The sequence below is a fragment of the Chryseobacterium gleum genome (assembly GCF_900636535.1).
Classification (GTDB): Bacteria; Bacteroidota; Bacteroidia; order Flavobacteriales; family Weeksellaceae; genus Chryseobacterium; species Chryseobacterium gleum.
This window is the reverse complement of the sequence record NZ_LR134289.1, coordinates 1,844,073-1,866,690: the sequence shown is the minus strand read 5'-3', so window position 1 is coordinate 1,866,690 and position 22,618 is coordinate 1,844,073. Positions and strand designations below refer to the sequence as shown.

At 36.3% G+C, this 22,618-nt stretch carries 22 protein-coding genes; 12 read left to right on the top strand and 10 right to left on the bottom strand.

Annotated features, from left to right (window positions below):
- Nucleotides 1-71 precede the first annotated feature (71 nt).
- The 9 genes from EL165_RS08625 to EL165_RS08590 all read left to right on the top strand — a co-directional run bounded on the left by EL165_RS08625 (nucleotide 72) and on the right by EL165_RS08590 (nucleotide 8,705).
- On the top strand, nucleotides 72-575 hold the full coding sequence (locus EL165_RS08625) for a GbsR/MarR family transcriptional regulator (protein WP_002977805.1): 504 nt from the start codon (nucleotides 72-74) through the stop codon (nucleotides 573-575).
- Nucleotides 576-651: 76 nt separating this feature from the next.
- Nucleotides 652-1,290, top strand: a complete 639-nt coding sequence (locus EL165_RS08620) for a hypothetical protein (protein ID WP_126358608.1) — start codon at nucleotides 652-654, stop codon at nucleotides 1,288-1,290.
- A 70-nt stretch (nucleotides 1,291-1,360) separates the two neighbouring features.
- Nucleotides 1,361-1,705, top strand: a complete 345-nt coding sequence (locus tag EL165_RS25795) for a hypothetical protein (protein ID WP_041461424.1) — start codon at nucleotides 1,361-1,363, stop codon at nucleotides 1,703-1,705.
- 7 nt (nucleotides 1,706-1,712) lie between these two features.
- The gene (locus EL165_RS08615; protein ID WP_002977808.1) at nucleotides 1,713-2,123 is read left to right on the top strand and encodes a hypothetical protein; all 411 of its coding nucleotides are present in this window, start codon (nucleotides 1,713-1,715) and stop codon (nucleotides 2,121-2,123) included.
- A gap of 127 nt (nucleotides 2,124-2,250) precedes the next feature.
- Entirely contained in the window at nucleotides 2,251-2,727 is a 477-nt protein-coding gene (locus tag EL165_RS08610) for an SRPBCC family protein (RefSeq protein ID WP_002977809.1), read from the top strand.
- A 17-nt stretch (nucleotides 2,728-2,744) separates the two neighbouring features.
- Nucleotides 2,745-3,449, top strand: a complete 705-nt coding sequence (locus EL165_RS08605) for a YqjF family protein (protein WP_041461667.1) — start codon at nucleotides 2,745-2,747, stop codon at nucleotides 3,447-3,449.
- 197 nt (nucleotides 3,450-3,646) lie between these two features.
- Nucleotides 3,647-4,546, top strand: coding sequence for a TIGR01777 family oxidoreductase (locus EL165_RS08600; RefSeq protein WP_041461668.1), 900 nt, complete (start codon nucleotides 3,647-3,649; stop codon nucleotides 4,544-4,546).
- A gap of 50 nt (nucleotides 4,547-4,596) precedes the next feature.
- Complete coding sequence (locus tag EL165_RS08595; RefSeq protein WP_002977812.1) at nucleotides 4,597-6,042, top strand: alpha-L-fucosidase; 1,446 nt, start codon at nucleotides 4,597-4,599, stop codon at nucleotides 6,040-6,042.
- The gene (locus EL165_RS08590) at nucleotides 6,042-8,705 is read left to right on the top strand and encodes a beta-glucosidase (RefSeq protein ID WP_002977813.1); all 2,664 of its coding nucleotides are present in this window, start codon (nucleotides 6,042-6,044) and stop codon (nucleotides 8,703-8,705) included. Before EL165_RS08595 ends, EL165_RS08590 begins: the two co-directional genes overlap by 1 nt.
- A 53-nt stretch (nucleotides 8,706-8,758) precedes the next feature.
- Here EL165_RS08590 and EL165_RS08585 read toward each other — a convergent pair whose 3' ends face one another.
- Both EL165_RS08585 and EL165_RS08580 read right to left on the bottom strand, forming a co-directional pair.
- Nucleotides 8,759-9,640, bottom strand: coding sequence for a hypothetical protein (locus tag EL165_RS08585; RefSeq protein WP_002977814.1), 882 nt, complete (start codon nucleotides 9,638-9,640; stop codon nucleotides 8,759-8,761).
- A gap of 124 nt (nucleotides 9,641-9,764) precedes the next feature.
- Nucleotides 9,765-10,148 (bottom strand): hypothetical protein, encoded by a 384-nt coding sequence (locus EL165_RS08580; RefSeq protein ID WP_002977815.1) that lies wholly within the window; start codon nucleotides 10,146-10,148, stop codon nucleotides 9,765-9,767.
- Between the two features lie 199 nt (nucleotides 10,149-10,347).
- Between EL165_RS08580 and EL165_RS08575 the strand changes: the two genes are divergently transcribed.
- Together EL165_RS08575 and lpdA are read left to right on the top strand one after the other, a co-directional pair.
- The gene (locus tag EL165_RS08575) at nucleotides 10,348-10,611 is read left to right on the top strand and encodes a hypothetical protein (RefSeq protein ID WP_126358607.1); all 264 of its coding nucleotides are present in this window, start codon (nucleotides 10,348-10,350) and stop codon (nucleotides 10,609-10,611) included.
- 228 nt (nucleotides 10,612-10,839) lie between these two features.
- Entirely contained in the window at nucleotides 10,840-12,228 is a 1,389-nt protein-coding gene (gene lpdA, locus EL165_RS08570) for a dihydrolipoyl dehydrogenase (RefSeq protein WP_002977818.1), read from the top strand.
- Between the two features lie 86 nt (nucleotides 12,229-12,314).
- Here lpdA and EL165_RS08565 read toward each other — a convergent pair whose 3' ends face one another.
- Together EL165_RS08565 and EL165_RS08560 are read right to left on the bottom strand one after the other, a co-directional pair.
- Nucleotides 12,315-13,292 carry a nuclear transport factor 2 family protein gene (locus EL165_RS08565; protein ID WP_002977822.1) on the bottom strand — a complete coding sequence of 326 codons (978 nt, stop codon included), beginning with the start codon at nucleotides 13,290-13,292 and terminating at the stop codon, nucleotides 12,315-12,317.
- Between the two features lie 44 nt (nucleotides 13,293-13,336).
- Complete coding sequence (locus EL165_RS08560) at nucleotides 13,337-13,915, bottom strand: TetR/AcrR family transcriptional regulator (RefSeq protein ID WP_002977823.1); 579 nt, start codon at nucleotides 13,913-13,915, stop codon at nucleotides 13,337-13,339.
- A gap of 182 nt (nucleotides 13,916-14,097) precedes the next feature.
- Between EL165_RS08560 and EL165_RS08555 the strand changes: the two genes are divergently transcribed.
- Nucleotides 14,098-14,898, top strand: a complete 801-nt coding sequence (locus EL165_RS08555; RefSeq protein WP_002977825.1) for a patatin-like phospholipase family protein — start codon at nucleotides 14,098-14,100, stop codon at nucleotides 14,896-14,898.
- A 105-nt stretch (nucleotides 14,899-15,003) separates the two neighbouring features.
- Here EL165_RS08555 and EL165_RS08550 read toward each other — a convergent pair whose 3' ends face one another.
- The 6 genes from EL165_RS08550 to EL165_RS08525 all read right to left on the bottom strand — a co-directional run bounded on the left by EL165_RS08550 (nucleotide 15,004) and on the right by EL165_RS08525 (nucleotide 22,421).
- A complete protein-coding gene (locus EL165_RS08550; RefSeq protein ID WP_002977827.1) occupies nucleotides 15,004-15,441 on the bottom strand; it encodes a hypothetical protein in 438 nt (145 codons plus the stop codon).
- A 150-nt stretch (nucleotides 15,442-15,591) separates the two neighbouring features.
- On the bottom strand, nucleotides 15,592-16,077 hold the full coding sequence (locus tag EL165_RS08545; RefSeq protein WP_002977829.1) for a hypothetical protein: 486 nt from the start codon (nucleotides 16,075-16,077) through the stop codon (nucleotides 15,592-15,594).
- Nucleotides 16,078-16,085: 8 nt separating this feature from the next.
- Entirely contained in the window at nucleotides 16,086-16,799 is a 714-nt protein-coding gene (locus EL165_RS08540; protein WP_002977831.1) for an ABC transporter ATP-binding protein, read from the bottom strand.
- A gap of 80 nt (nucleotides 16,800-16,879) precedes the next feature.
- Nucleotides 16,880-17,440, bottom strand: a complete 561-nt coding sequence (locus EL165_RS08535; protein ID WP_002977833.1) for a hypothetical protein — start codon at nucleotides 17,438-17,440, stop codon at nucleotides 16,880-16,882.
- 551 nt (nucleotides 17,441-17,991) lie between these two features.
- Nucleotides 17,992-19,455 (bottom strand): RagB/SusD family nutrient uptake outer membrane protein, encoded by a 1,464-nt coding sequence (locus EL165_RS08530; protein WP_002977836.1) that lies wholly within the window; start codon nucleotides 19,453-19,455, stop codon nucleotides 17,992-17,994.
- Between the two features lie 11 nt (nucleotides 19,456-19,466).
- Nucleotides 19,467-22,421 carry a SusC/RagA family TonB-linked outer membrane protein gene (locus EL165_RS08525; protein ID WP_002977837.1) on the bottom strand — a complete coding sequence of 985 codons (2,955 nt, stop codon included), beginning with the start codon at nucleotides 22,419-22,421 and terminating at the stop codon, nucleotides 19,467-19,469.
- Nucleotides 22,422-22,618: the final 197 nt, after the last annotated feature.

Genomic DNA, 22,618 nt, shown 5'->3' with positions numbered 1-22,618 from the left:
AATTTTCAAAAATTATTGAAAATTCAAAAATTATAATTACATTTGTTACAGGAATTTAAAAAACAGATAACATGCAGCTTTCAGAAGCCAAAGAAAAATACATCCAAACCTGGGGGACCTTTGCTACCAATTGGGGAATTAACCGTACAATGGCACAGGTGCATGCATTACTTTTGGCCAGCAACAGACCTCTTTCTACTGATGAGGTGATGGAACAGCTGGAAATTTCAAGAGGAAATGCCAATATGAACCTTCGCGGCCTGATCGATTGGGGAATTGTAAAAAAAGAACTGATAAAAGGAGACAGAAAAGAATATTTCGTGGCAGAAAAAGATGTATGGTACCTGTTCAAACAGATTACCAAAGAGCGCAGAAAAAGAGAAATAGAACCTGTAATTTCTTTTTTGGAAGAATTAAAAAATATTGAGGATAAAGATTCGGAAGAAGCTCAGGAATTCATCAAGCTGATGAATGACTTCAGCTCTGTAACCGGAAAAATCAATAATATTATGGACCTGGCCATCAAAAGTGATGACCACTGGCTGGTAGGGAAGATTACCAATCTGTTGAAATAAAAGAAGGATTCCACACATGAAAAATCTTCTTTTATTATTCATTTCAGGCTTTTTAATAATCAGTTGCCAGAAAAATGTGAATGCCGGTTTTGAAATTTATAAAGAAAATTCTGATCCTTATAATCATAAGATAAATGATTTGTATAAGATTGAAATTTACAAGGATGAAAAGATATTCAAAATTTTAGAACCTGAAAAGTATGCCCTGTCTTTAAATTCTAATATAAAACTGGACAGCATAAAAGAAGGAAAATACTCATTTGTGTACGAAAACAATTTTGGAGAAACTATCAGAAAAGAAATAGAAGTAGATGAATCTAAAACGTACAGAATAAGAATCGCTCTTGACAGCTTGGTTAAAAAAAATAACAAATCAGTTTTTGAAAACCTAAAAGATTCAGAAGCAAAATTGGTCTTTAAATCTACAGGTTGCTTTCATCAGGAAAAAGACTCAATAACTGTTATAAATAAAAATAATCATTTTTTTATCCGCCAGGAAGGTGGAAATCTAAAAGCGATAGATAAAACAACATGGGCTTATTTTGTAAAAACTGAAAATGAAATAAGGGAAATCCCGAAAGATGGTGATTGTACTACCAGAGATGTATATATTTTCTATAATAAAGGAAAATCAGACACGATTAGAGATAGCACCTGCAAGTTTTCTATATGGTCTGGTATAAAAGAGTATCTTAAGAAAAATAAACTACAATAATCAAAGGATGAAAATCCTTTTTTATTTCCTATAAACTTTCATAAATTACTGAAAATATAAAATTTATAAAATGTTCAATATTATTTCGTATATACTCTTTTTAACTATCAGTTCGTATATAACGATTGATGTAGGAAGAAGGTGTTACCATGAAGGAAAAGCGTATTTAAAATATCTGCTTCATGATGAAGGTATCTGTCTGACAATTAACAGGATACTTCTTAGGTGTTATTACTTGTTGAATTTAGGATATATCGCTATCAATCTTACAACCTGGAACAAAATAAACAGTCTGGAAGAAATGATAAGTATTACAGCAACGAGAGTTGGAAGTATCGTTTTGATTCTTTGTGTATTGCACTATATCAACATTTTCATGCTTTACTTTTTAAGAAATAAATTAACATTAAAATAATATCATTATGGCAACTACAGTTTTAACCGCAACGTACAATTTTTCAGCGTACATGATCTATTTACCAATCGTAATTACGCTTACAGTATTGGTATCACAATTTTTATTTAAAAATTCAAAGACATTCATGATCGACATTTTCCACCAGAAAACAGATATCGCAATGGCTACCAACTCTCTTTTTAAAATAGGTTTTTATCTTTTAAATATTGGTTTTGCTTTATGTATTATAGAATTCTTTCAAATTGAAAGTGTGGAAAGGCTGGTAGTAGCGCTGAGTAAAAAGATCGGAGGATTTTCAATCTATTTAGGAATAATGATGCTTCTGAATCTGTTATTATTCCTAAAAGGACGTAAACATGCATTGAATAAAGAAAAATTGACAATTGATAAAACTACAACCTACAAAGGCAATTAGTTTTTATAATACATCTCTCAAAATTTAAATTATGAAAAATCTAATCATTCACCTGTTCCTGGTTATTTATTTCACAAGAAAAGGATCATTATAAAGTAAAACGCTAACAATCATAAAACCATTTGAAATGTCAACCATCTATTTAAACACCGTAATCAACGCAGATATTCATTATGTCTTTGATCTGGCGAGAAATATAGATTTGCACCAGCAATCAACCTCAAAATCCCATGAGAAAGCAATTGCAGGCCGTACTTCAGGTTTGATTGAAGAAAATGAAACTGTTACCTGGAGGGCAAAACATCTGGGCATTTATCAAAATCTCACTACAAAAATTGTCAGCATGGAAAAACCGTTTCAGTTCATTGATGTCATGCAGAAAGGTGCTTTCAAATCTATGCGCCACAGGCATATTTTTAAATCTGTAAACGGAAAAACACTCATGACAGATATTTTTGAATTTGAATCTCCTTTAGGTATCATTGGAAAATTATTCAATGCTATTTTTCTCAGAGGCTATCTCAAAAAATTTCTGATTCAAAGAAATGAAATGATCAAAACGATTGCAGAATCTTCCCTTCGGGACGGAATTGCAGTTTTTTAATGCTAAAAATTACAGTTATGAACTTTTTAAAAGCAGAATGGCGAAAACTGGCCATCATCAATTATGAGATCAATCCTGAAATTTTGCTCCCATACCTTCCAAAAGGGACAGAGTTAGATTTTTATAAAGGCAAATGTTATGTAAGTCTTGTAGGATTTATGTTTTTAAATACTAAACTATTGGAGCTGCCAGTTCCTTTTCACCGGAATTTTGGAGAGGTAAATTTAAGATTTTATGTAAAGAAAAAAGAAAAAGGAGCCTGGAAAAGGGGTGTTGTATTTATTAAAGAAATTGTTCCCAGACCGGCATTAAGCTTTGTCGCTAATACCATTTACAAAGAAAATTATCATACCATGCCGATGAAAAACCTGATTCATCAAAAAGAAGATGAGCTGCTGATCCGGTATTCATGGAAAGATAAAAACTGGCATTCCATTCAGATTATTGCAGAAAATACACCGAGACCTATGGAAGCAAACTCAGAATTTGAATTTATCACAGAGCATTATTTTGGCTTTACAAAAAAGGGAAATACCACTTCCGAATATGAAGTATGCCATCCGAAATGGGACTGCTATACTATAAAAGACCATCAGTTGGACATTGATTTTCAAAAAAATTATGGAAATAATTTTGAATGTCTGAATCATCAGGACCCTATTTCTGTCATGTTAGCAGAAGGATCAGAAGTTCAGGTTAAAACCAAAAAATATATCAGCTAAAAATCCAAAGATCAATGGAACCCTGTCCACAATCATCCATAAAATCTGTGGCATCTGCGGGAAAAACTAACCACAAAAGTTATAAAAGTTTTCAAAATCTTCGATTTTATACGTGTAAAAACATTTAAACATACACCTCTGTGAAATCTGTGGTTAAAACCTTAAACATTGAATCTGAAACTTTAAACTTTAAAACAATGAAAATAATCATAGCCGGAGGCACCGGATTTCTTGGTAAAAGCTTAGAAAAATACTTTACAGAAAAAGGAGATCATGTATATATTCTGACCCGTAATCCAAAACGTAAAAATGAAATCTATTGGGATGCCCAAACCATAGGAGAATGGAAAAACAGCCTTGAAAATGCAGATGTTCTGATCAATCTTACAGGAAAGTCTGTGGATTGCCGGTATCATGAGAAAAACAAAAAAGAAATCTACTCCTCAAGAATTGACAGTACAAGAATATTACAGAAAGCAGTGGATCAATGCTCTGAAAAGCCAAAAATATGGTTGAATGCAAGCTCTGCAACCATTTACGTTCATTCCGAAAAGCATCTGAACACAGAAGAAAACGGAGTTATCGGAGATGATTTTTCAATGAACATCTGCAAAAGCTGGGAAAAAGAATTCTTTGCTGTTCAAAATAATGAAATACGGAAAGTAGCTTTGCGAACTTCTATTGTTTTGGGAAATAACGGCGGAGCTTTTCCTAAATTGAAAATGATTACAAAACTCGGATTAGGGGGAAAACAGGGCAGGGGAAACCAGATGGTAAGCTGGATTCACATTGAAGATTTCTGTAAAGCCGTAGACTGGATTATTCAACATGAAAATATTTCAGGAGCTGTTAATATCACTGCGCCGTCACCATTATCGAATGAAGTCATGATGAAAAAACTGAGAAAAGGACTGAAAGCACCTTTCGGACTCAACGCTCCCATCTGGCAGCTGGAAATTGCATCCATATTCCTGAAAACAGAAACCGAACTGCTGTTAAAAAGTAGAAACGGTTACCCGGAAAGGCTCATGAAAAGTGGATTTCAGTTTTCCTGTCCCGGCTTTGATGATGCTATTATTAGTCTTCTGGAATCCTAATGTTTGCGGGTGTCCCAAAGGATAATTAAATTAGCGGAAAACTATTCCATATGTTGGTTATCCCCAAAATAAAATCCTTTTTTCTTTCATCCTTTTTAATAAGTTCAATAGTATTTTCACAAGCCCATAATGTATCCGAAGGATATCAGAAACCCACAGATCCGCTGGTTGTCCAGAATCTGGACCAATGGCAGGATATGAAATTCGGGCTGTTTATGCATTGGGGAACCTACAGCCAGTGGGGAATTGTTGAAAGCTGGAGCTTATGTCCTGAAGACGAGTCATGGACTCAAAGAAAACCTGAACACGGAAAATCTTACTACGAATATGTAAAAAATTATGAAAATCTTCAGACGACTTTCAATCCTGTTCAGTTTAATCCTCAGAAATGGGCTGATGCTGTAAAAAAAGCAGGAATGAAGTATGTAGTTTTTACTACCAAGCATCACGACGGATTTGCCATGTTTGATACCCAACAGTCAGATTATAAAATTACCTCTCCTAAATCCCCGTTTTCAAAAAATCCAAAATCGGATGTGACGAAAGAAATCTTCAATACTTTCCGGAAAGAAGGATTTAAAATAGGAGCCTATTTCTCAAAACCTGACTGGCATTCTGATGATTACTGGTGGTCTTACTTTCCGCCGAAAGACAGAAATGTCAATTACGATCCGAAGAAATACCCGGAAAGATGGGAGAACTTTAAAAAATTTACTTTCAATCAGTTAAATGAAATTACTTCCAATTACGGAAAAGTTGATATTCTTTGGCTTGATGGAGGCTGGGTGCGCCCTTTCAACACCATAGATCCGAAAGTAGAATGGCAGCGTACCATCAAAGTAGAGCAGGACATTGATATGGACAAAATAGGAACCATGGCAAGAAGAAATCAGCCTGGAATTATCATTGTTGACCGTACCGTTCCCGGCAAATGGGAAAACTATGTGACTCCCGAGCAGGCAGTTCCGGAACACGCACTTTCTATTCCATGGGAAAGCTGTATCACTATGGGAGATTCCTTTTCCTACGTTCCCAATGATAACTATAAAACTTCTCAAAAAATCATTGAAACTCTGGTGAAGATCATTTCAAGAGGAGGAAATTACCTTATGAATATTGCTCCCGGACCTAACGGAGATTATGATGCTATCGTTTATGAAAGATTACAGCAGATTTCCGGCTGGATGGATAAAAATGGATCAGCTGTTTTTGCCACCAGAAGCATCGCACCTTATCACGAAGGAAATTACTATTATACCCAAAGCAAGGACCATCATACCGTTAATGTCTTTCATCTTGATGAAAAATCAGAATATCAGGCTCCAGCTTTGCTTACTTTTACTGTTCCGGAAAATTTTAAGCCCAAATCCTTGAAAGTCTTGGGTATTTCATCAAAAATTCAGTGGAAAAAAACAGGAGCAAATACCATTGAAATCAAATTGCCTGAAGAAAGGAAAAACCTGAAATATGCAACGGTAATTCAAATTGCACAATAATGAGAGTTTTTAGCTTTAAACTCACGGGAATTGCTTTATTGTTGAATGTTGTCATTATTTCCGCTCAGAAACCTCTATATAAAGATCCCGCACAACCTGTTGAAGCCAGGGTTCAGGACTTGTTGAAGAGAATGACTTCTGAAGAAAAGTTCTGGCAGTGTTTTATGATTCCCGGTGATTTGGATAATGTTCCTAAAGAACAATATGTTCACGGGATTTTTGGATTACAGGTAAGCGCCGGAAACCAGGGAGGTGGGGCTGCCGGTCAACTGCTGAAATACAATGCCAATGAAGATGCCGGGAAACTGGCAAAGAAAATCAATGCGATTCAGAAATATTTCGTGGAAGAATCAAGATTAGGAATCCCGATTATTCCTTTTGATGAAGCATTACATGGATTGGTAAGAGAAGGAGCCACCGCTTTTCCTCAGGCAATTGGTCTGGCCGCTACTTTCAATCCGGATTTGATGAACAAAGTTTCAGCAGCTATTGCAAAAGAATCAAAACTAAGGGGGATCCGCCAGATTCTGACACCGGTAGTGAACCTGGCTAATGATGTACGGTGGGGCAGGACAGAGGAAACCTATGGAGAAGATCCTTTTTTAACATCGGTGATGGGAGTAAACTTCGTCAGCTCTTTTGAAAATATGGGAATTATTACCACTCCCAAACACTTTTTAGCCAATGTGGGAGAAGGAGGAAGAGATTCATACCCGATTCATTGGAGTAAAAGATATCTGGAGGAAACCCATTTAATTCCTTTTCATAACGCTTTTACAACAGGGAAAAGCCGCTCTGTCATGACTTCTTATAACCTGCTTGACGGAAGACCTTCAACGGCCAATCACTGGCTTTTGACAGAAAAATTAAAAAAAGACTGGAATTTCAAAGGTTTTGTAATCAGTGATGCAAGTGCAGTGGGAGGCGCTAACGTCCTGCATTTTACAGCAAAAGATTATGATGATGCCTCTGCCCAGGCTATTAATGCGGGACTTGACGTAATCTTTCAGACAGAATATAAACATTACAAGCTTTTTATTCCTCCGTTTCTGGACGGAAGGATCTCAAAAGAAAGAATAGACGATGCCGTTTCAAGAGTGCTGAGAGCCAAGTTTGAACTTGGCTTGTTTGAAAATCCTTACGTATCATCAAAAGATATTGATGAATTAAAAAAAATTAACCACAAACCCTTAGCAGAAAAAACAGCTGCCGAGTCCTTCGTATTGCTTCAGAACAATAACCATACACTTCCTGTTCCTGAAAATATAAAAAAAATTCTTGTGGTGGGAACCGATGCTGTAGAAGCAAGATTAGGTGGATATTCAGGTCCGGGAAATAAAAAAGTAAGTATTCTGGATGGTCTTAAAAATTATGTAAAAGATAAAGATATTGAGATCATGTACTCCAAAGGAATTGACTGGAATGTAAAAGATTTTACCACAGTTTCTGATCAATATTTGTCGTCTGAAAATAAAAAAGGGTTAAAAGGTAGATATTTTTCCAATACTGATTTAAAAGGAGATCCTGCATTTGAAAGACAGGACGAACAGTTCAACTTTAAATGGACTTTATATTCTCCGAATCCAGAAAAGCTTCAGCCGGATAACTACAGCATCCGCTGGACCGGAAAACTGGAGGCTCCGGATTCCGGTAAATATCAATTGGGATTGCGTGGAAATGATGGCTTCAGACTGTATCTGGACGGAAAATTAATCATTGATCAATGGGAAAAGCTGAGCTATTCCACAAAAACAGTTGGATTAGATTTTGTAAAAGGGAAAAAATACGATATTAAAATTGAGTTTCATGAAAACCGCGGTGAAGCTAATCTGGAACTGATCTGGAATTATGGGCAGCATGATTATCAGAAAGAATTTAAAGAAGCTTTACATCTTGCCCAGAAAGCAGATTACATCATTGTTACAGCAGGAATTCATGAAGGAGAATTTCAGGACCGTTCATCTTTGAGCCTACCCGGAAATCAGGAAGCCTTTATTCATGAAGTTTCAAAATTAAATAAGCCAACTGTAGTTGTTTTGATAGGAGGTTCAGCCATAAAAACGACAACATGGAAAGATAAGGTTGGAGCAATTCTGGATATTTGGTATCCTGGAGAAGAAGGTGGGAATGCTGTTGCAAAAACACTTTTCGGGGCTGAAAGTCCATCCGGAAAACTGCCGGTTACTTTCCCGGTGGAAGAGGGACAGCTGCCTTTGTCATACAATCACCATCCAACGGGAAGGGGAAATGATTATTACGATCTGAGCGGTGAACCTTTATATCCTTTTGGGTTCGGATTAAGCTATACCACTTTTGAAATCTCTGATTTGCAGTTGAACAAAAGCCAATATTCGGAAAGTGAAACAATTATGGCTAAAGTGAATGTGAAAAACATAGGAACAAAAGCCGGAAGTGAAGTGGTACAGCTTTATGTCAAAGACCTGTTGGCAACCGTTTCAAGGCCGGTTATTGAGCTCAAAGGATTTCAGAAAGTAGAATTACAGCCGGGAGAATCAAAATCTGTCACCATCGAAGTTCCTGTAAAGCAGCTACAATTTCTGAATGAAAAAATGGAATGGGTAGTAGAAAAAGGAACCTACAGAATTATGATAGGAAATTCATCGAAGAACCTTCCTTTAAAACAGAATATTGAAGTTTTATGACAATAAAAAAGAGCAGAATTTTCTACTCTTTTTGTATATATTTCTGAAGTTGTTTAGTATTTTCTGGCCAATAATACGTTCAATAAGAATGTTCCTGCCCAGTTACTGTTATTAGTACCGTTAGTACCGATAAAATCTACACGGGCTACAGATACAGTTAGTCTTGTTCTACCGCCTGTACCATTATTGGCAAGGCTTACAAATGATGCTGTAAATACATCCGGGAAACTTGAGTTGTTTCCTGCCGTAAGAATAGGATACATATTGGTAACATTAAAAGGAGTGCCCTGATATTCATATACAATAGTCATTCTGCTGGCATTGGAGGAGGTGGCAGTATGAGCTCTGTCCACAGATGTTTTACTTATTATCCACCATCTGTCTGTTGCAGCACCTGAGTCGTAGGCTGCATTAGTATGATTGGTCCAGTCTGCAAGAGCTGCTGTTCCGAGTGCATGAGGAGGAATAAAGAGCTGTGTACCGTAAATTTCCACGTTGCTTGGCTTAGGAAGAACTGTAAAAGATAAATCCCAGGTTCCTGCCGAAGTATTACTGTTGTTAACCACTTCAGCATAAGCTCCTGTAGGAATTACAAAAGAAGCGACAGGAGTGTTGTCAATCCTTAATGTATTACCACTTGATGCCTGAAGCGTAATATTATTAGGCGAAATGTTTTTAATCTTATAAATTCTTCCGGTAAAACTCGCTGTTCCGGTTCCGATGACAGGGAGTATAAATGTAGCATCGGCAGTTCCGTTATAAGTGATATAATGATCAGTAGCCAGAATATTGTAGGTTGTGGCAGTGATCTCAGTATAGCCGGCTCTTATTGAACCATTTACGGCAAGTGTACTATTGGGAGTTGTGGTGTTAATGCCAACTTGTGCAGTTAGGGGAACGACTGCAAATAAAAGGATCGAAATGTATTTTTTCATAACTAAAATATTTGGTTTCTAACAAAAATATAAAAAAAACAGCTAAAAAATCAACTGATACTGAATAAATTAAATATTTTTGGTTAAATCCCTTCGTTGTGATAGGAGTTGTTGATAAAAATTATTATATCAACCTGCATGGCACCTCCAGATCTTCAGTAAGATAGTAGCTGCAACAAAGGCGGTGATAACCATCTGCAATGATGAGTTCATTTTGTCCCCTGACCAATAATATTGGCGAAAGTTTTTTATTTTTTTCTACTTTTTTAAGATTTTCTTTCACGTGAATATTAGTTGCTGGAAGCAAAGTAAGTTTACTGGCCCTTAAAATGTCTTTCGATTTTTTGATAATAGTAGGAGCCGTTTTTAATTTTTCAACCAGCTTTCGTGCATCATCTGGCTTGAACAGAAGTTCCAGATAATCCTGGGCTGCCGGAAAATCATGGTCTTCTGGTTCCTTCAGCCATATGGTGTCTTTAGGGATATTGTTTTTTTTCAAGGCTTTCATAAGTGCTGTTTAAGATAAATAAAGGTATGAAAAATAGATTGTTATCAGCATATTTAATTTCAGATGAATGATTGATTTGATGTAGATTTTAATTTCTTTTAAAAAATATTGGTATGATATATGTAAGATTTATGATGAACCGGAATGAATTTAATCGATACTATTGGATTGGTTGAAATCATTCAAAAATATGAACATTATGAAAAAGTTATTAATTTCAACAGTATTGTTATTAGGTTTATCCATGAATGTTGCAGCGCAAAAGCATCCGCCAGTTCCTCCACACCCTTCAAAGAATGAGCTGGTGAATATTAAAATGCAGGAACTTACCAAAAAATATAACACCGAGAAAAAACTGATTCTGAACCACCCTTTGGCTACAAAGCAGATGAAGAGAGATCAGATGAAAGCTTTAAATGCAAGATACGCGGCTGAAAAACGATTACTGAGACAGGCGAGATAATATAGATTTTTTGCAGTTATTTAAAATGTAGAAGCCGTTTTTTATATTTTCAACTTTGAGAAATTTTTAATATAAAGTAAAGTTTATTGAAAGAGAATGCTTATTGTGTTCTCTTTCTTTATATAAAATTGAATAGAAATAGCCTTATTGATGCATTTTAAGATCAGCCTGCAGAAAAATGAAACATCCAATATTTTTCCTTAAATTCGCATAAAAATTTTTAAAGTAATGAATTACGATATTATTGTCATTGGAAGTGGTCCTGGTGGATATGTTACTGCGATCAGAGCAGCGCAATTAGGTTTCAAAACCGCAATTATCGAGAAAGAAAATTTAGGAGGAATCTGCCTTAACTGGGGATGTATTCCAACTAAAGCTTTATTGAAATCTGCTCAGGTTTTTCATTATATCAACCATGCTGAAGATTATGGTTTGAATAAAGTGGAGGCAAGCTTTGAATTCCCGAACGTAATTCAGAGAAGCCGTGGTGTTGCCAGCAAAATGAGCAAAGGGATCGAATTCTTAATGAAAAAGAATAAGATTGACGTAATTCTTGGTACTGCAAAAGTACAGAAAGGTAAAAAAGTTTCTGTTACAGATAAAGAAGGTAAAGTAACTGAGTATACAGGAACTCATATCATTATCGCTACAGGAGCCCGTTCAAGAGAATTACCAAACTTACCGCAGGATGGTAAAAAAGTAATCGGATACAGACAGGCATTATCTCTTCCTGAGCAGCCAAAATCTATGATCGTTGTAGGTTCAGGAGCTATCGGGGTAGAATTTGCTGACTTCTATAATACAATGGGAACTAAAGTTACTATTGTTGAATTTATGCCAAACATTGTACCTGTAGAAGATGAGGAAATCTCTAAACACTTAGAAAAATCTCTGAAAAAATCAGGTATCGAAATCATGACAAACGCTTCAGTAGAAAGTGTTGATACAACTGGTGAAGGCGTTAAAGCTAATGTAAAAACAGCTAACGGAAATATCACTCTTGAAGCTGACATCCTGTTATCTGCTGTAGGTATTGCGGCGAACATCGAGAACATCGGACTAGAGGAAGTTGGTATTCAGACAGATAAAGGAAGAGTATTGGTAAACGAATGGTATGAAACTTCAGTACCGGGTTACTATGCAATCGGAGACCTTATCCCAACTCAGGCATTGGCTCACGTTGCTTCTGCAGAAGGGATCACTTGTGTAGAGAAAATCAAAGGATTACACGTTGAAAAAATCGACTATGGCAATATCCCCGGATGTACGTACTGCCACCCTGAAGTAGCTTCTGTAGGTCTTACTGAAAAACAGGCTAAAGAAAAAGGATACGAAATTAAAGTAGGTAAATTCCCTCTTTCTGCAAGTGGTAAAGCTACTGCAAACGGAAATACAGACGGATTTGTCAAAGTAATTTTCGATGCTAAATACGGTGAGTGGTTAGGATGCCACATGATCGGAGATGGAGTAACAGATATGGTTGCTGAAGCTGTTGTAGCAAGAAAACTGGAAACTACAGGGCACGAGATCATCAAATCTATCCACCCGCACCCAACAGTTTCTGAAGCTATCATGGAAGCTGCTGCTGCTGCTTACGGTGAGGTTATTCACATTTAATCTGAAAATCAGAATTTTATATATAATGAAACCCGGAGAAATCCGGGTTTTTTTAGTTGAAGTAATAAGAACTTTGTCAAAGGTCTTTATTGTACTTTAATAACTTTGGACTGCATTTCTTCATTAAGTTTGTAACTATCCTCTATAAAATGATATTTTACAATCTTACCATGTACTACTTTAAAAATTACTACAAACTCAGTACTGAATACCTTGTTGTAGGCAAGGATTTTTGAAGACAGATGTCCGGTAGCGGTGGCATTTTCACCATTAACAGCAATAAAGTCGATTTCAAATTTTTCCGGTTTGACATTTGAGTATAATTCTTTAAAAAACTCTTCTATTTCCTTCTTAGTTTGCCTTTTACCTGTCCATGGAAATTTTTGTTTATTCCCGGGTAAGTCCCAGTCTACATGATCAGAAAATAAATCCATAATATTTCCTTCCTTTTTTCCGGATTGTAAAGCAAAAAATTCATCTACAACCTGCTTTGTTGTTTTTATAGATTTTTTGTTGATATCAAGCAATGGATTTTTAAAGATATTTACTCTGTCTGCATCTTCTGAAGTAAAATCAGGATCTACATAAACATGTATACGTTTGATGAATTCGTCCTCGAACTCAAAAACATTACAGAATTTACCATGAGAGGTCTTATAATCAGGCCATTCCTTTCCGGATCTTGTGATTCCTCTTTCTGTTCCCTCTACCACAATACTATGGTTAGAGATTACATATTTAAAATTATCAATATCATGGCTTAGACTTTGAAGATGGGCTCCCATTACTTTTCCAAAATTCATGATTCCATTTTTTCCCTTTTCAAACCCGAATTTAGGATAATACATTTCTACATCATCTGTATAGAGATTAAAATATTCCTCGTCAAATTGCCCTTCATCCACTTTTTTGAAATAGGTTATCACTTTGTTTTTGCGAAGTGTCGCCAGATCTGTATTGTTCATATTTTTTTGTTTTTGTATTGCTGGCTTCTCCTGAGCTTTCATATTGGTAATGTTTATAAAGATCAGGAGAGTAGCCGTTATTATGATTTTATTCTTCATTTATTTTATTTAAACCGATCGTTCCAGAATGAGATAAAAAAAATTTACTTCTTAATCTGTTCTATTAAAAAGTCAACCATTTCCATTACTTCCTTTTTATTTTGGGTCAGATTATAATGACTCCAGAAGCTGCTGAAAGAAGATAATATATAGCGGGCAATAATCTGAGCTGAAGTTGTACTTTTGATATTTCCATCTTCCTGAGCCTGTACTATCGCTTTTTCTAAAATAGCCAGTAAGGATTTGCCGCTATTTAAAATAAGCTGCCTGGCTTCCTGATCTTCCGGAACAATTTCGAAAATGGTTTTCACCGTAAGACATGCTTTATTATCAGTTATAGTCTGTTCAACAACATCACGGATAATGTTTTCAAGCGCGGTAATACCCTCATTTTTTGCTTGTAATGCCTGATAATATTGATTTTCTTTGAAACCAGAATAATTTGATAAGCATTTCAAAAACAAATCATGTTTATTGCCATAGGTATCATAAATACTGCTTCTGTTCAGCTTCATAGCATCTACAATATCGTGCATTGAGGTAGCATGATATCCCTTTTCCCAAAAGAGATTGCGGGCTATTTCAAGTTTTTCCGTATAGTCGAATTCTTTATTTCTTGGCATACTGCAAATATACAATTTAAACCAATCGTTCCAAATTGAATTTATTATTATTTGGATTCTTTAATAGCTTGAAAATCTGGCAATTGATTCTTTTAAACAGATTTTTATTAAAATAATTTTAAAATCAGCATATTTATTAAAATTAACTTAATTATTTCAGTCCGTTTTCTTACATTTATTCTATGAATTTTGAAAGAGTAGGACTTGTTTTATCAGGCGGCGGTACTAAAGGAATCGCTCATGCAGGTGTATTAAAATTCTTACAGGAAAAAGGTATTGAAGTAGATATCCTTTCCTGTTGCAGTGCAGGATCTATTGTGGGGTGCCTTCATGCTATAGGCAAATCTCCGGAGGAAATTCTTGAGTTTTTCAATTCCGTTTATTTTTTCAACTGGAAGCATTTTACCTTCAATCAGCCGGGACTGGTTTCTTCAGTGATTTTCAGAAATTATCTGAAACCTATTTTTCATGATATGAAATTGGGAGATCTGGATATAGAAGTGAAAATTGTTGCAACAGAGCTCGTTGCCGGAACCCAGAAAATTTTTGATAAGGATTTTGAAATTGTTGATGCCATTATCGCGTCCTGTTCTATCCCCGGTATAACAACACCATACATCATTGGTGATGAAATGTACTGTGACGGAGGCGTGCTGAACAATTTTCCTGCAGATATCATCAGGGATGATTGTGATAAACTGATTGGTGTTTTTGTATCTCCGCCCAATGAAGCTAAAATTAAAGATCTAAACTCCATTAAGGCCATCGTTTCCCGTTCCTATGATCTTCTTTCCTACAGGATAGAAAAAATAAAATTTGATTATTGTGACTGGTTTATTTCTTCCCAGAAATTAGCGGCTTACGGAACCTTTGAGCGCAGGAAAGACAGGCTTGAGGAGATTTTTAATATCGGTTACAAATCTGCAAAAGAGAGTTACGAAGAAAGCACCTTTTTTACAGAATTAAAACAATCCGGAACATAAAAAATCCTGTATTAATACAGGATTCTTATTTTATAAAAAGGTGAATTTGAGTAAACAGGCTACAACTTCCAGCTTCTATCCTCCAGCTTCCATCCTTTATGTCTCCTAATTTTTAACCACATATCCATCCTGACGCACAATTACACGGTCATTCGCATCATTTACAACCAATGTGTAAGGGGCTTTTTTCGGAGAATCCGTAAGGTAATTTCTCCAGACCTGATAACTGTGTCCTTCATTGCTGAAGTTAATGTAATAATTTCCTCCCGTACCATCAGGAATCAGTTCGCCATCACTGATGATCATACTTGGTTTCGCTGTGATCTTTGCATTGGCATTCCATGATTGGTAAAGATATTTGCCGTTTGGCTGCTTGTCAACTCTGATTTTGAACTTTTTGGTTTTGATAATAACAGTCTTTGGCACCTGTTGGATGGCAGAAGAAGTTATAAAACCACCTGTTTTCGGATTGGGAATCTCTTTGGCATTAACGAAAGAAAACTGAGCTAAGCAGAAAGTCCCTAATAAAATATGCTTTATCATATTAAATGGTTATTGGTTAACATTTCAGATTCTATCAAATATAACGCCATATTTCAGCTAAATGTTCTTTTTAAGAACAAGTGCGTAAAGTTTATTACAATGATTTTTTAATTATAATAAATTTGTATGAGCTAAAATAAATTAAAATAATTATTTAAATATTTCTTTAAACTCATCTGTGTAAGATAACTTTTCATAACCTAAGTGCTTAAAATTTCCTTGGATGTAGTTTTTTATCTGAAAATAATTTTTATGATAGAATTCCGATATCTTTACAATTTTATTTCCTGCTTTATATAAATAAAGATATTCGTAAGTCCCTCCCTTACCAGTCAGATAGCTAAATTTCCAACCCTCAATTTCAGAAATTTTATAAGTTTTTACTAGAAGTCCAAAAAATCTTCTGACAACAACATTATCTTTATTGATTGTTACACTGATACATTTTGTTCTTACTTCTCCAAATAGTACTAAAGACGAAAAAATAAGTATAGCTGGGATAAATATTCTTGGGAATAAAGGCGTACTAAAATTCTTTGTAATGAAAATTCCAGGAATAATTAAGATAATGAGATATAATATAGGAATTAAAAGTAATGGTATTAACAATGCTTTAAAAGTAAATTTTGTCTTCATTATTAATCTTAAAGCCGAATCTCAAAATTTTGCGTATAGCTTGCAAACGCTTCTTCCAGGCTTTCAAATTTACCTTTGAATTCATCAATAGGGCAGTCCTGAAGAATATTTCCTTTATGAATAAGAATCACTCTGGAGCCAAGTGCTTCCACTTCCTGCATGATATGCGTTGATAATAAAACAGTCTTTTGCTGTCCGATTTCTTTCACCACATTACGGATTTCAATGATCTGGTTAGGATCCAGGCCGTTGGTAGGTTCGTCCAGAATAAGTAAATCCGGCTGGTGAATAATGGCCTGGGCAAGCCCTACACGCTGTTTGTATCCTTTAGACAGCTGTCCGATCTTCTTTGATTTTTCGGGGGTAATTCCTACCAGTTCAATAACCTCATTTACTCTGGATTCAGGAATCTTGTGAATGTTGGCCACAAACTGAAGATATTCCTTTACATACATTTCCAGATAAAGCGGGTTGTTTTCAGGAAGAAAGCCTATTTTCTTTTTACTTTCAATCGCATTTTCAGAGATGTTCAGGCCATTGAAAATGATTTCACCCTGATCAATTTTCAGTGCACCGACAATAGATTTCATCAGGGTAGATTTTCCGGCACCATTCGGACCAAGAAGACCGATAATTTCATTTTTATCAATAGAAATGTTGATGTTGTCAAGGGCAGTCTGTTCACCAAATTTTTTGGTTAAATTGATTATCTGAAGCGGCATAAATTATAATGTCTTTCTGCAAAAATAAAATAAAAAAACTCATCCGATGGAATGAGTTTCGCAATATTTATAAAATATAATTATTTTCTTGATTTTTTCTTGGCACCGCCGGATCCGGGAGCTGCTGTAGAGGCTGTGTTTGTGGTGCCTTTAGCTGCAGCAGGATTTATACTGGCTGGTTTATCGTACATCGTGTACTTTCCATTGGTTCTTCCGAAGATTTTATCTACCTGCTTTTGGGTTAAAAACTGTGATTTTCCTATATATTTCCGGTTTTTGTTGATCACCTGGATAAACTGCATGGTTTGCTGCCCGTAATTCTTTTCATAATGAAGTTCAATGATATCATTAGGAAGCTCCAATACGACATTCTCATCCGGAGTGGAGACAAAGCCATCCATAATAAGCTTATATAATCCGGCAACATCATTATTAAGGTTCTGGAATGAAAAAGAGCGGATTGTATTCAGGTTGCTGGTGTTCAGATCCTGGTAGTTCACTGTAAATTTATCTTCCTTTTTATATAGACCAACGGAATTATCTTTACCAATTTCCACCAAACTTTCATTTTTCAACACTTTGATCTGTGAGAAAACTGAAATACCGAACATACATGTAATAAGTAGAATTATTTTTCTCATGGAATGAATTTTAATGTTTTATAAATTGGTGCACATAAACTTACTCATAAAAAAGCTAAAAAGCAATTTTATTCGTTAGAGCAAAAGTAACATTTTTTTTTAATATCTGTCAGAGATCATCTGCCGGTGCTATGGATTGCATTGCTTATTCAACTGACTGTGAATCATTAATTTGAATCTTTTTTACAAAAGATGGTGGTTTCGGATGGTGACAGCGTGATAATTACTGAAGTAAATATAATGCACTGAAAAACAGTTTGAAAAAATATTCAAATCAATATTTGCTAAACCAATTTAAATAAATGTTAAAAATGTGGTTTAGTGAATTAAAATAAAACTAAAAGTGAATTCAATCCTTTATAAAAGCTTATTTAATTCTTCCCTCATCAGAATGACAATGATGTAGAATTGTATATAGTTGCCTTTGGTAATAAAACTCTATGTTTAAGAATCTTATAATTCAGTAATTATCTATAAAAAAGGCACCATTTACAAATAAATGATGCCTCGTCACTGAATATATTTGAATGTAAAATTGTTTTTTGTTTTATCTAGTCATTCTGCTTGATTTGTGGGTTATTATTAATTTCTTTATTAGGAATCTGGAACCTGAATTTATCCGGTGTCAGGTTGAATCTTCCAAAAGTATGGTTGGTTCCTGTGTATATACGCTCTAATGGGATATTTAATCTTTTCATATCAAACCAGGCATAGCCTTCACCCCAAAGTTCTATTCTTTTCTGGAGAATAATTTCATTGATCAGTTCACTGCCTGACTTGGTAGATAGGGTATAAGCCTGATCTCTTTTTGAAGTAATATCAAATAATACCTGTCTTGCTTCAGCTTCTCTTCCCTGTCTGGCCAGGGCTTCTGCCTGAATATAATAAAGGGAAGAAGCCCTGATGTAAATATAATCTCCTTCAAAAAGGGTAGGATCTTTAAACTTCCAGCTTACGTAAGGTGGATAATTTTTAGTTTTTCCATTGAAAGTATATGCTGCATTCTGGCTGCCATTGAACACTTTCTTACGGTAATCTGTTGCCGGTATAGCTTCATAAAGACGCTTGTCTATCAGCTTACGGATCTGCGCTGCTCCTGCATAGCCTTCATTGGTATTATCAAACATAGAGAAGAAAGAGGCATAGTAATTTCCGATACTCATCGTGGAAATTGTATTATGAAAACCCCATATTACCTCCGGATTATTAATGTTGGAAAATCCGGTAGTGGTATAGTCATCTTCCGTCATCAGAGTAATTCCCTGTTTACTTTCTCCGGCATATTGAGCGGCTTGTATATAATCTCCTGTTTCCAGAAATATTTCGGCTGCAATAGCCTTGGCAGTTCTTTGATCTATCTGGGCTCTGGATGGACGTGAGTAACTATCTAAAAGTGAAACGGATTCCACAATATCTTTTTTGATCTGTGCATACACCTCAGCAACTGTTGATCTCGGAAGTCCCTGATTCGGATTGCTTGCCGTAAGAACCAATGGAAGCCCCGGTTCAGACTGATGCCCGTTATAATCATGGGCATAGAAACGAACCAGGTAAAAGTAGGAGTAGGCTCTCAAAGCCAGCAGCTGACCTGCAATCGATCTGTTTTTTGCATTGGCATTTTTATCCAGGCCATCAAGAAGTTTATTGATCACAAATATTCTGGCATAAAAAGTGGTCCACACAATTTCAGAAGCGATATTGCTGGCATTGGTGGCTTCATAATTATAAAACATTCCCAAATGCTGGTTGGTAGACTGGATGACATCGTTAGACATCAGATCAGCACCCGCTTTGATTCCCATGATTCCGAAATCTGAGTGCACGGTAGTACCACCCGCACCATTGCTGCGAAGATCAAGATAGATCCCACCCAGTATTTTTTCAGGGCTGTTCGCATCATTATTGAGTTGTTCACCTGAAATATCTCCGTCCGGCAAAGTATTGAGATTATTGGCACAGCTGACTGTAATAAAACCAATAGTGACAGCCGTTATGAAGTATTTTATTTTTTTCATTCCTGTTCTTTTTAAAAATTAAGTTTAAAGCCTAATGAGACACTGGACAGCAGGGAATAACGATATGAATCTGAAACTCCGGTCAGTGAAGCTCTCGGATCATATCCTTTTCTCTTGGACCACAAATAAAGATTGTTTCCCGTTACATAAATTTTCAGACCTGACAAGCCGGCCTGCTGCGCAAAACCATCGGGAAGCTGATAGGACAGGGTTACATCCTGAAGACTGATATAATCTGACTTGATCAGATAAAGTGTTGAATTTCCATTCTGGTTCGTTGCCGTAAGATCTACCCTTGGCAATGCTGCATTTGGATTTTCAGGAGTCCATGTTTTATCCAGATCCGTTGAATAGTTGGACCCATAACTGTCAGAATGGAATAGGCTCCTGTAGATGTCATCATATCCATACCCTCCGAATTGGTAAGCAAAATTGACTGCCAGATTAAATCTCCTGTAAGAAAAATCAGTCCCGAACCCGCCATATACCTTTGGAATGGCAGATTTTCCGGTGTTATAGTCGGTAGCCTCCTTATAATTATTGGTAACTGTTCTTTCTTCCTTTTGAGTAGCTGGATTTATTGCGGTACGGTACCACAGCGCGTCACCGTTTTCAGGATTTACTCCGGCAAATTCTTTGAGGAAATAAGTATAACGGTCCCCACCTTCTGTAAGAATAAACAAACCGGTTACAAGACCTGTATTTCTCTGTTCAGCCGGTAACCGGGTGATCTTATTTTTATAATGAGTGGCATTGGCATACACACTCCACTGGAATTCATCACCGCGAAGTATATCTACACTTAGATTGGCCTGAACTCCTCTGTTGGTCATATCCCCGATGTTTCCATATTTCACATATGAACCTGCATTAGATGGAGGAAGGGGAAGTGTATAGATCATATCAGAAACCTTCCTTTCAAAATAATCAGCATTTAAGGTTATTCTGTTTTTTAAAAGGGAGAGCTCAAAACCGGCATTCAGGTTTTTCGAAGTTTCCCATTTTAAATCTTTATTCCCTTGCTTCTTCAGAGACAGAACAGGCTTATCATCTCCGAAATTATTAATTCCGTAAATGTCCTGATAGGCATAATAATCTCTAGTGGAGCCACTTAAAAGAATGTTGTCATTTCCCTGCTGACCGTAAGAAGCTTTTAGTTTTAAAGAATTAATCACGGTGTTATCCTTTAGAAAATCTTCTTTTGCAATATTCCAAGCTAATCCAAGTCCATAGAAGTTTCCCCATCTGCTTTCAGGCGAAAAGACTGAAGAGCCATCTCTTCGGACGTTGGCATTAAAGAAATATTTACCATCATAATTATACAGTAATCTTGTAAAATACCCTTCTACAGCATATTCATAGCCGCTTCCGGATAAACCGGTAATTTTTACAGCATTGTCAAAAGCTTGTGAATCAGGCAATAAAAGCTGTTGCTTTGATCCTGAAAAACCATCATCTTTGATCTTATTCAGCTCATGCCCTACAAGGAGATTGAAGCTGTGATTTCCCAGTTTTTTCTGATAGGTAAGTAATTGCTGGTGGTTTAGGGTATATTTAAAGTTAGAACTCTGTGAAATAGTTCCTCCTACAGAAGAAGAAGTTCCTCCTTCCGTATTCCCGAACTGCAGGTTTCTTGTATTTTCGAGATATGCCCCGAAATTATAGGTAAAATCCAGCCCTTTAATGATTTCATAATTTAACCCAAGATTAAGGTTGGTCACATTACTTACAGTCTGAGATTTGTTTTTTTGAAGGTTGCCTACAGGATTTTCAAAAACAGCATAAGATCTTGTGGCGCCGTTGGGTCCCTGGCCGTCTCCATAGTCATATAGAGCATTTCCATACTTGTCGTAAAGTCTTTGGTAATTGTTGTCCCGCAGGAAGACAGGATAGAAAGGAGCAATATTTCTGGCAAACTGGAAAGGGTTGGAAAAACCGCCGGTCTCACCAAAATCCTGTTTGCTGTAAGTATAAGATAAAGCACTGGTTAATTTCAGTTTTGAAGTGATGGAGTAGTCTACATTAGACCTGATTCCGAATCTTTCAAAGCCTGAAGAAATTAAATATCCCTTATCGTCAAGATAATTAAGCGAAGTATATGATTTTACCTGGTCACTATTGGCATTGATTCCTACGGTGGCTTCCCTTCTCAAAGCAGGCCTGAAAAGCAGTTTCTTCCAGTCGTCCTGGTATAATAATTTCGCATCGGGATTGAAGGAACCATCCTTTGAGATCAGTTGATTGAAAGGAACATTATAAGCATTATATCCCAGTTTGGTCAATGCTGCAAGGCCTACATCATGAGGAGAAGCACCAGACGGAACAGAACCCGGTTGTTTCAGCCTTGCAATTTCACCTATTCTGGCTCTGTTGTAGTAGGCTGCATAATAATCCTGCGGAGAAGTATACACAGAATAATCTTCAATAGATCTGAAGTTAACCCCGGTTCGCACATCAGCCTCAATGCTCAGTCCTTTGCTTTTCCCTCTTTTTGTATTCACAATGATTACTCCATTGGCCCCTCTGGAACCATATAAAGCATTGGAAGAAGCATCTTCAAGAAAGGAAATGCTTTCAATATCCGATGCGGCAATACTGTTGAGATTTCCACTGTACGGAATGCCGTCCAGTACAATTAACGGGTCGCTGGATGCATTGATAGAGCCAATTCCTCGCATCCTGATGGTAGGCTGGGAACCTGGCTGTCCTGAGGAGATTACCTGTACTCCCGCTACTTTTCCTCCAATTCCCTGAAGAATATTTCCGTTTTGAAGATTAGAAAGATCCTTGGCCTTCAACGACTGTACAGATCCTGTAATCTCTTCTTTTTTCTGCTTTCCAAAGGCTACCACCACAACTTCTTTGATGGAGGTTTCCCTGGAAAGGCTGTCTTTGCTTTGGGCAAAACCATATTCCGCGAATAGCAGTAAGGCCAATACACCAAGCTTGCATTGTTTCTTTTTCATTATATTAATCTAGGTTTAAAGTTGAATTGTGTATTACTGCTGATCTCTATGTAAGAAATAATAATTCCCTGCCTCCTTTTCCAGGGAGGATATAAAAAAAGATTAAAATTTACAGGAGATGTACCCGGATGAAAGAAGCCTTGAACTCTCTGGCTTTAATTCCTACAGTAATGAATGTATCTCTTAAAAAGTTAGCA

Coding starts and splice junctions, on each gene's coding strand:
- EL165_RS08625 (WP_002977805.1), top strand. CDS start 72: ATGCAGCTTTCAGAAGCCAAAGAAAAATACATCCAAACCTGGGGGACC.
- EL165_RS25795 (WP_041461424.1), top strand. CDS start 1,361: ATGTTCAATATTATTTCGTATATACTCTTTTTAACTATCAGTTCGTAT.
- EL165_RS08615 (WP_002977808.1), top strand. CDS start 1,713: ATGGCAACTACAGTTTTAACCGCAACGTACAATTTTTCAGCGTACATG.
- EL165_RS08610 (WP_002977809.1), top strand. CDS start 2,251: ATGTCAACCATCTATTTAAACACCGTAATCAACGCAGATATTCATTAT.
- EL165_RS08605 (WP_041461667.1), top strand. CDS start 2,745: ATGAACTTTTTAAAAGCAGAATGGCGAAAACTGGCCATCATCAATTAT.
- EL165_RS08600 (WP_041461668.1), top strand. CDS start 3,647: ATGAAAATAATCATAGCCGGAGGCACCGGATTTCTTGGTAAAAGCTTA.
- EL165_RS08595 (WP_002977812.1), top strand. CDS start 4,597: ATGTTGGTTATCCCCAAAATAAAATCCTTTTTTCTTTCATCCTTTTTA.
- EL165_RS08590 (WP_002977813.1), top strand. CDS start 6,042: ATGAGAGTTTTTAGCTTTAAACTCACGGGAATTGCTTTATTGTTGAAT.
- EL165_RS08585 (WP_002977814.1), bottom strand. CDS start 9,640: ATGAAAAAATACATTTCGATCCTTTTATTTGCAGTCGTTCCCCTAACT.
- EL165_RS08580 (WP_002977815.1), bottom strand. CDS start 10,148: ATGAAAGCCTTGAAAAAAAACAATATCCCTAAAGACACCATATGGCTG.
- EL165_RS08575 (WP_126358607.1), top strand. CDS start 10,348: ATGAAAAAGTTATTAATTTCAACAGTATTGTTATTAGGTTTATCCATG.
- lpdA (WP_002977818.1), top strand. CDS start 10,840: ATGAATTACGATATTATTGTCATTGGAAGTGGTCCTGGTGGATATGTT.
- EL165_RS08565 (WP_002977822.1), bottom strand. CDS start 13,292: ATGAAGAATAAAATCATAATAACGGCTACTCTCCTGATCTTTATAAAC.
- EL165_RS08560 (WP_002977823.1), bottom strand. CDS start 13,915: ATGCCAAGAAATAAAGAATTCGACTATACGGAAAAACTTGAAATAGCC.
- EL165_RS08555 (WP_002977825.1), top strand. CDS start 14,098: ATGAATTTTGAAAGAGTAGGACTTGTTTTATCAGGCGGCGGTACTAAA.
- EL165_RS08550 (WP_002977827.1), bottom strand. CDS start 15,441: ATGATAAAGCATATTTTATTAGGGACTTTCTGCTTAGCTCAGTTTTCT.
- EL165_RS08545 (WP_002977829.1), bottom strand. CDS start 16,077: ATGAAGACAAAATTTACTTTTAAAGCATTGTTAATACCATTACTTTTA.
- EL165_RS08540 (WP_002977831.1), bottom strand. CDS start 16,799: ATGCCGCTTCAGATAATCAATTTAACCAAAAAATTTGGTGAACAGACT.
- EL165_RS08535 (WP_002977833.1), bottom strand. CDS start 17,440: ATGAGAAAAATAATTCTACTTATTACATGTATGTTCGGTATTTCAGTT.
- EL165_RS08530 (WP_002977836.1), bottom strand. CDS start 19,455: ATGAAAAAAATAAAATACTTCATAACGGCTGTCACTATTGGTTTTATT.
- EL165_RS08525 (WP_002977837.1), bottom strand. CDS start 22,421: ATGAAAAAGAAACAATGCAAGCTTGGTGTATTGGCCTTACTGCTATTC.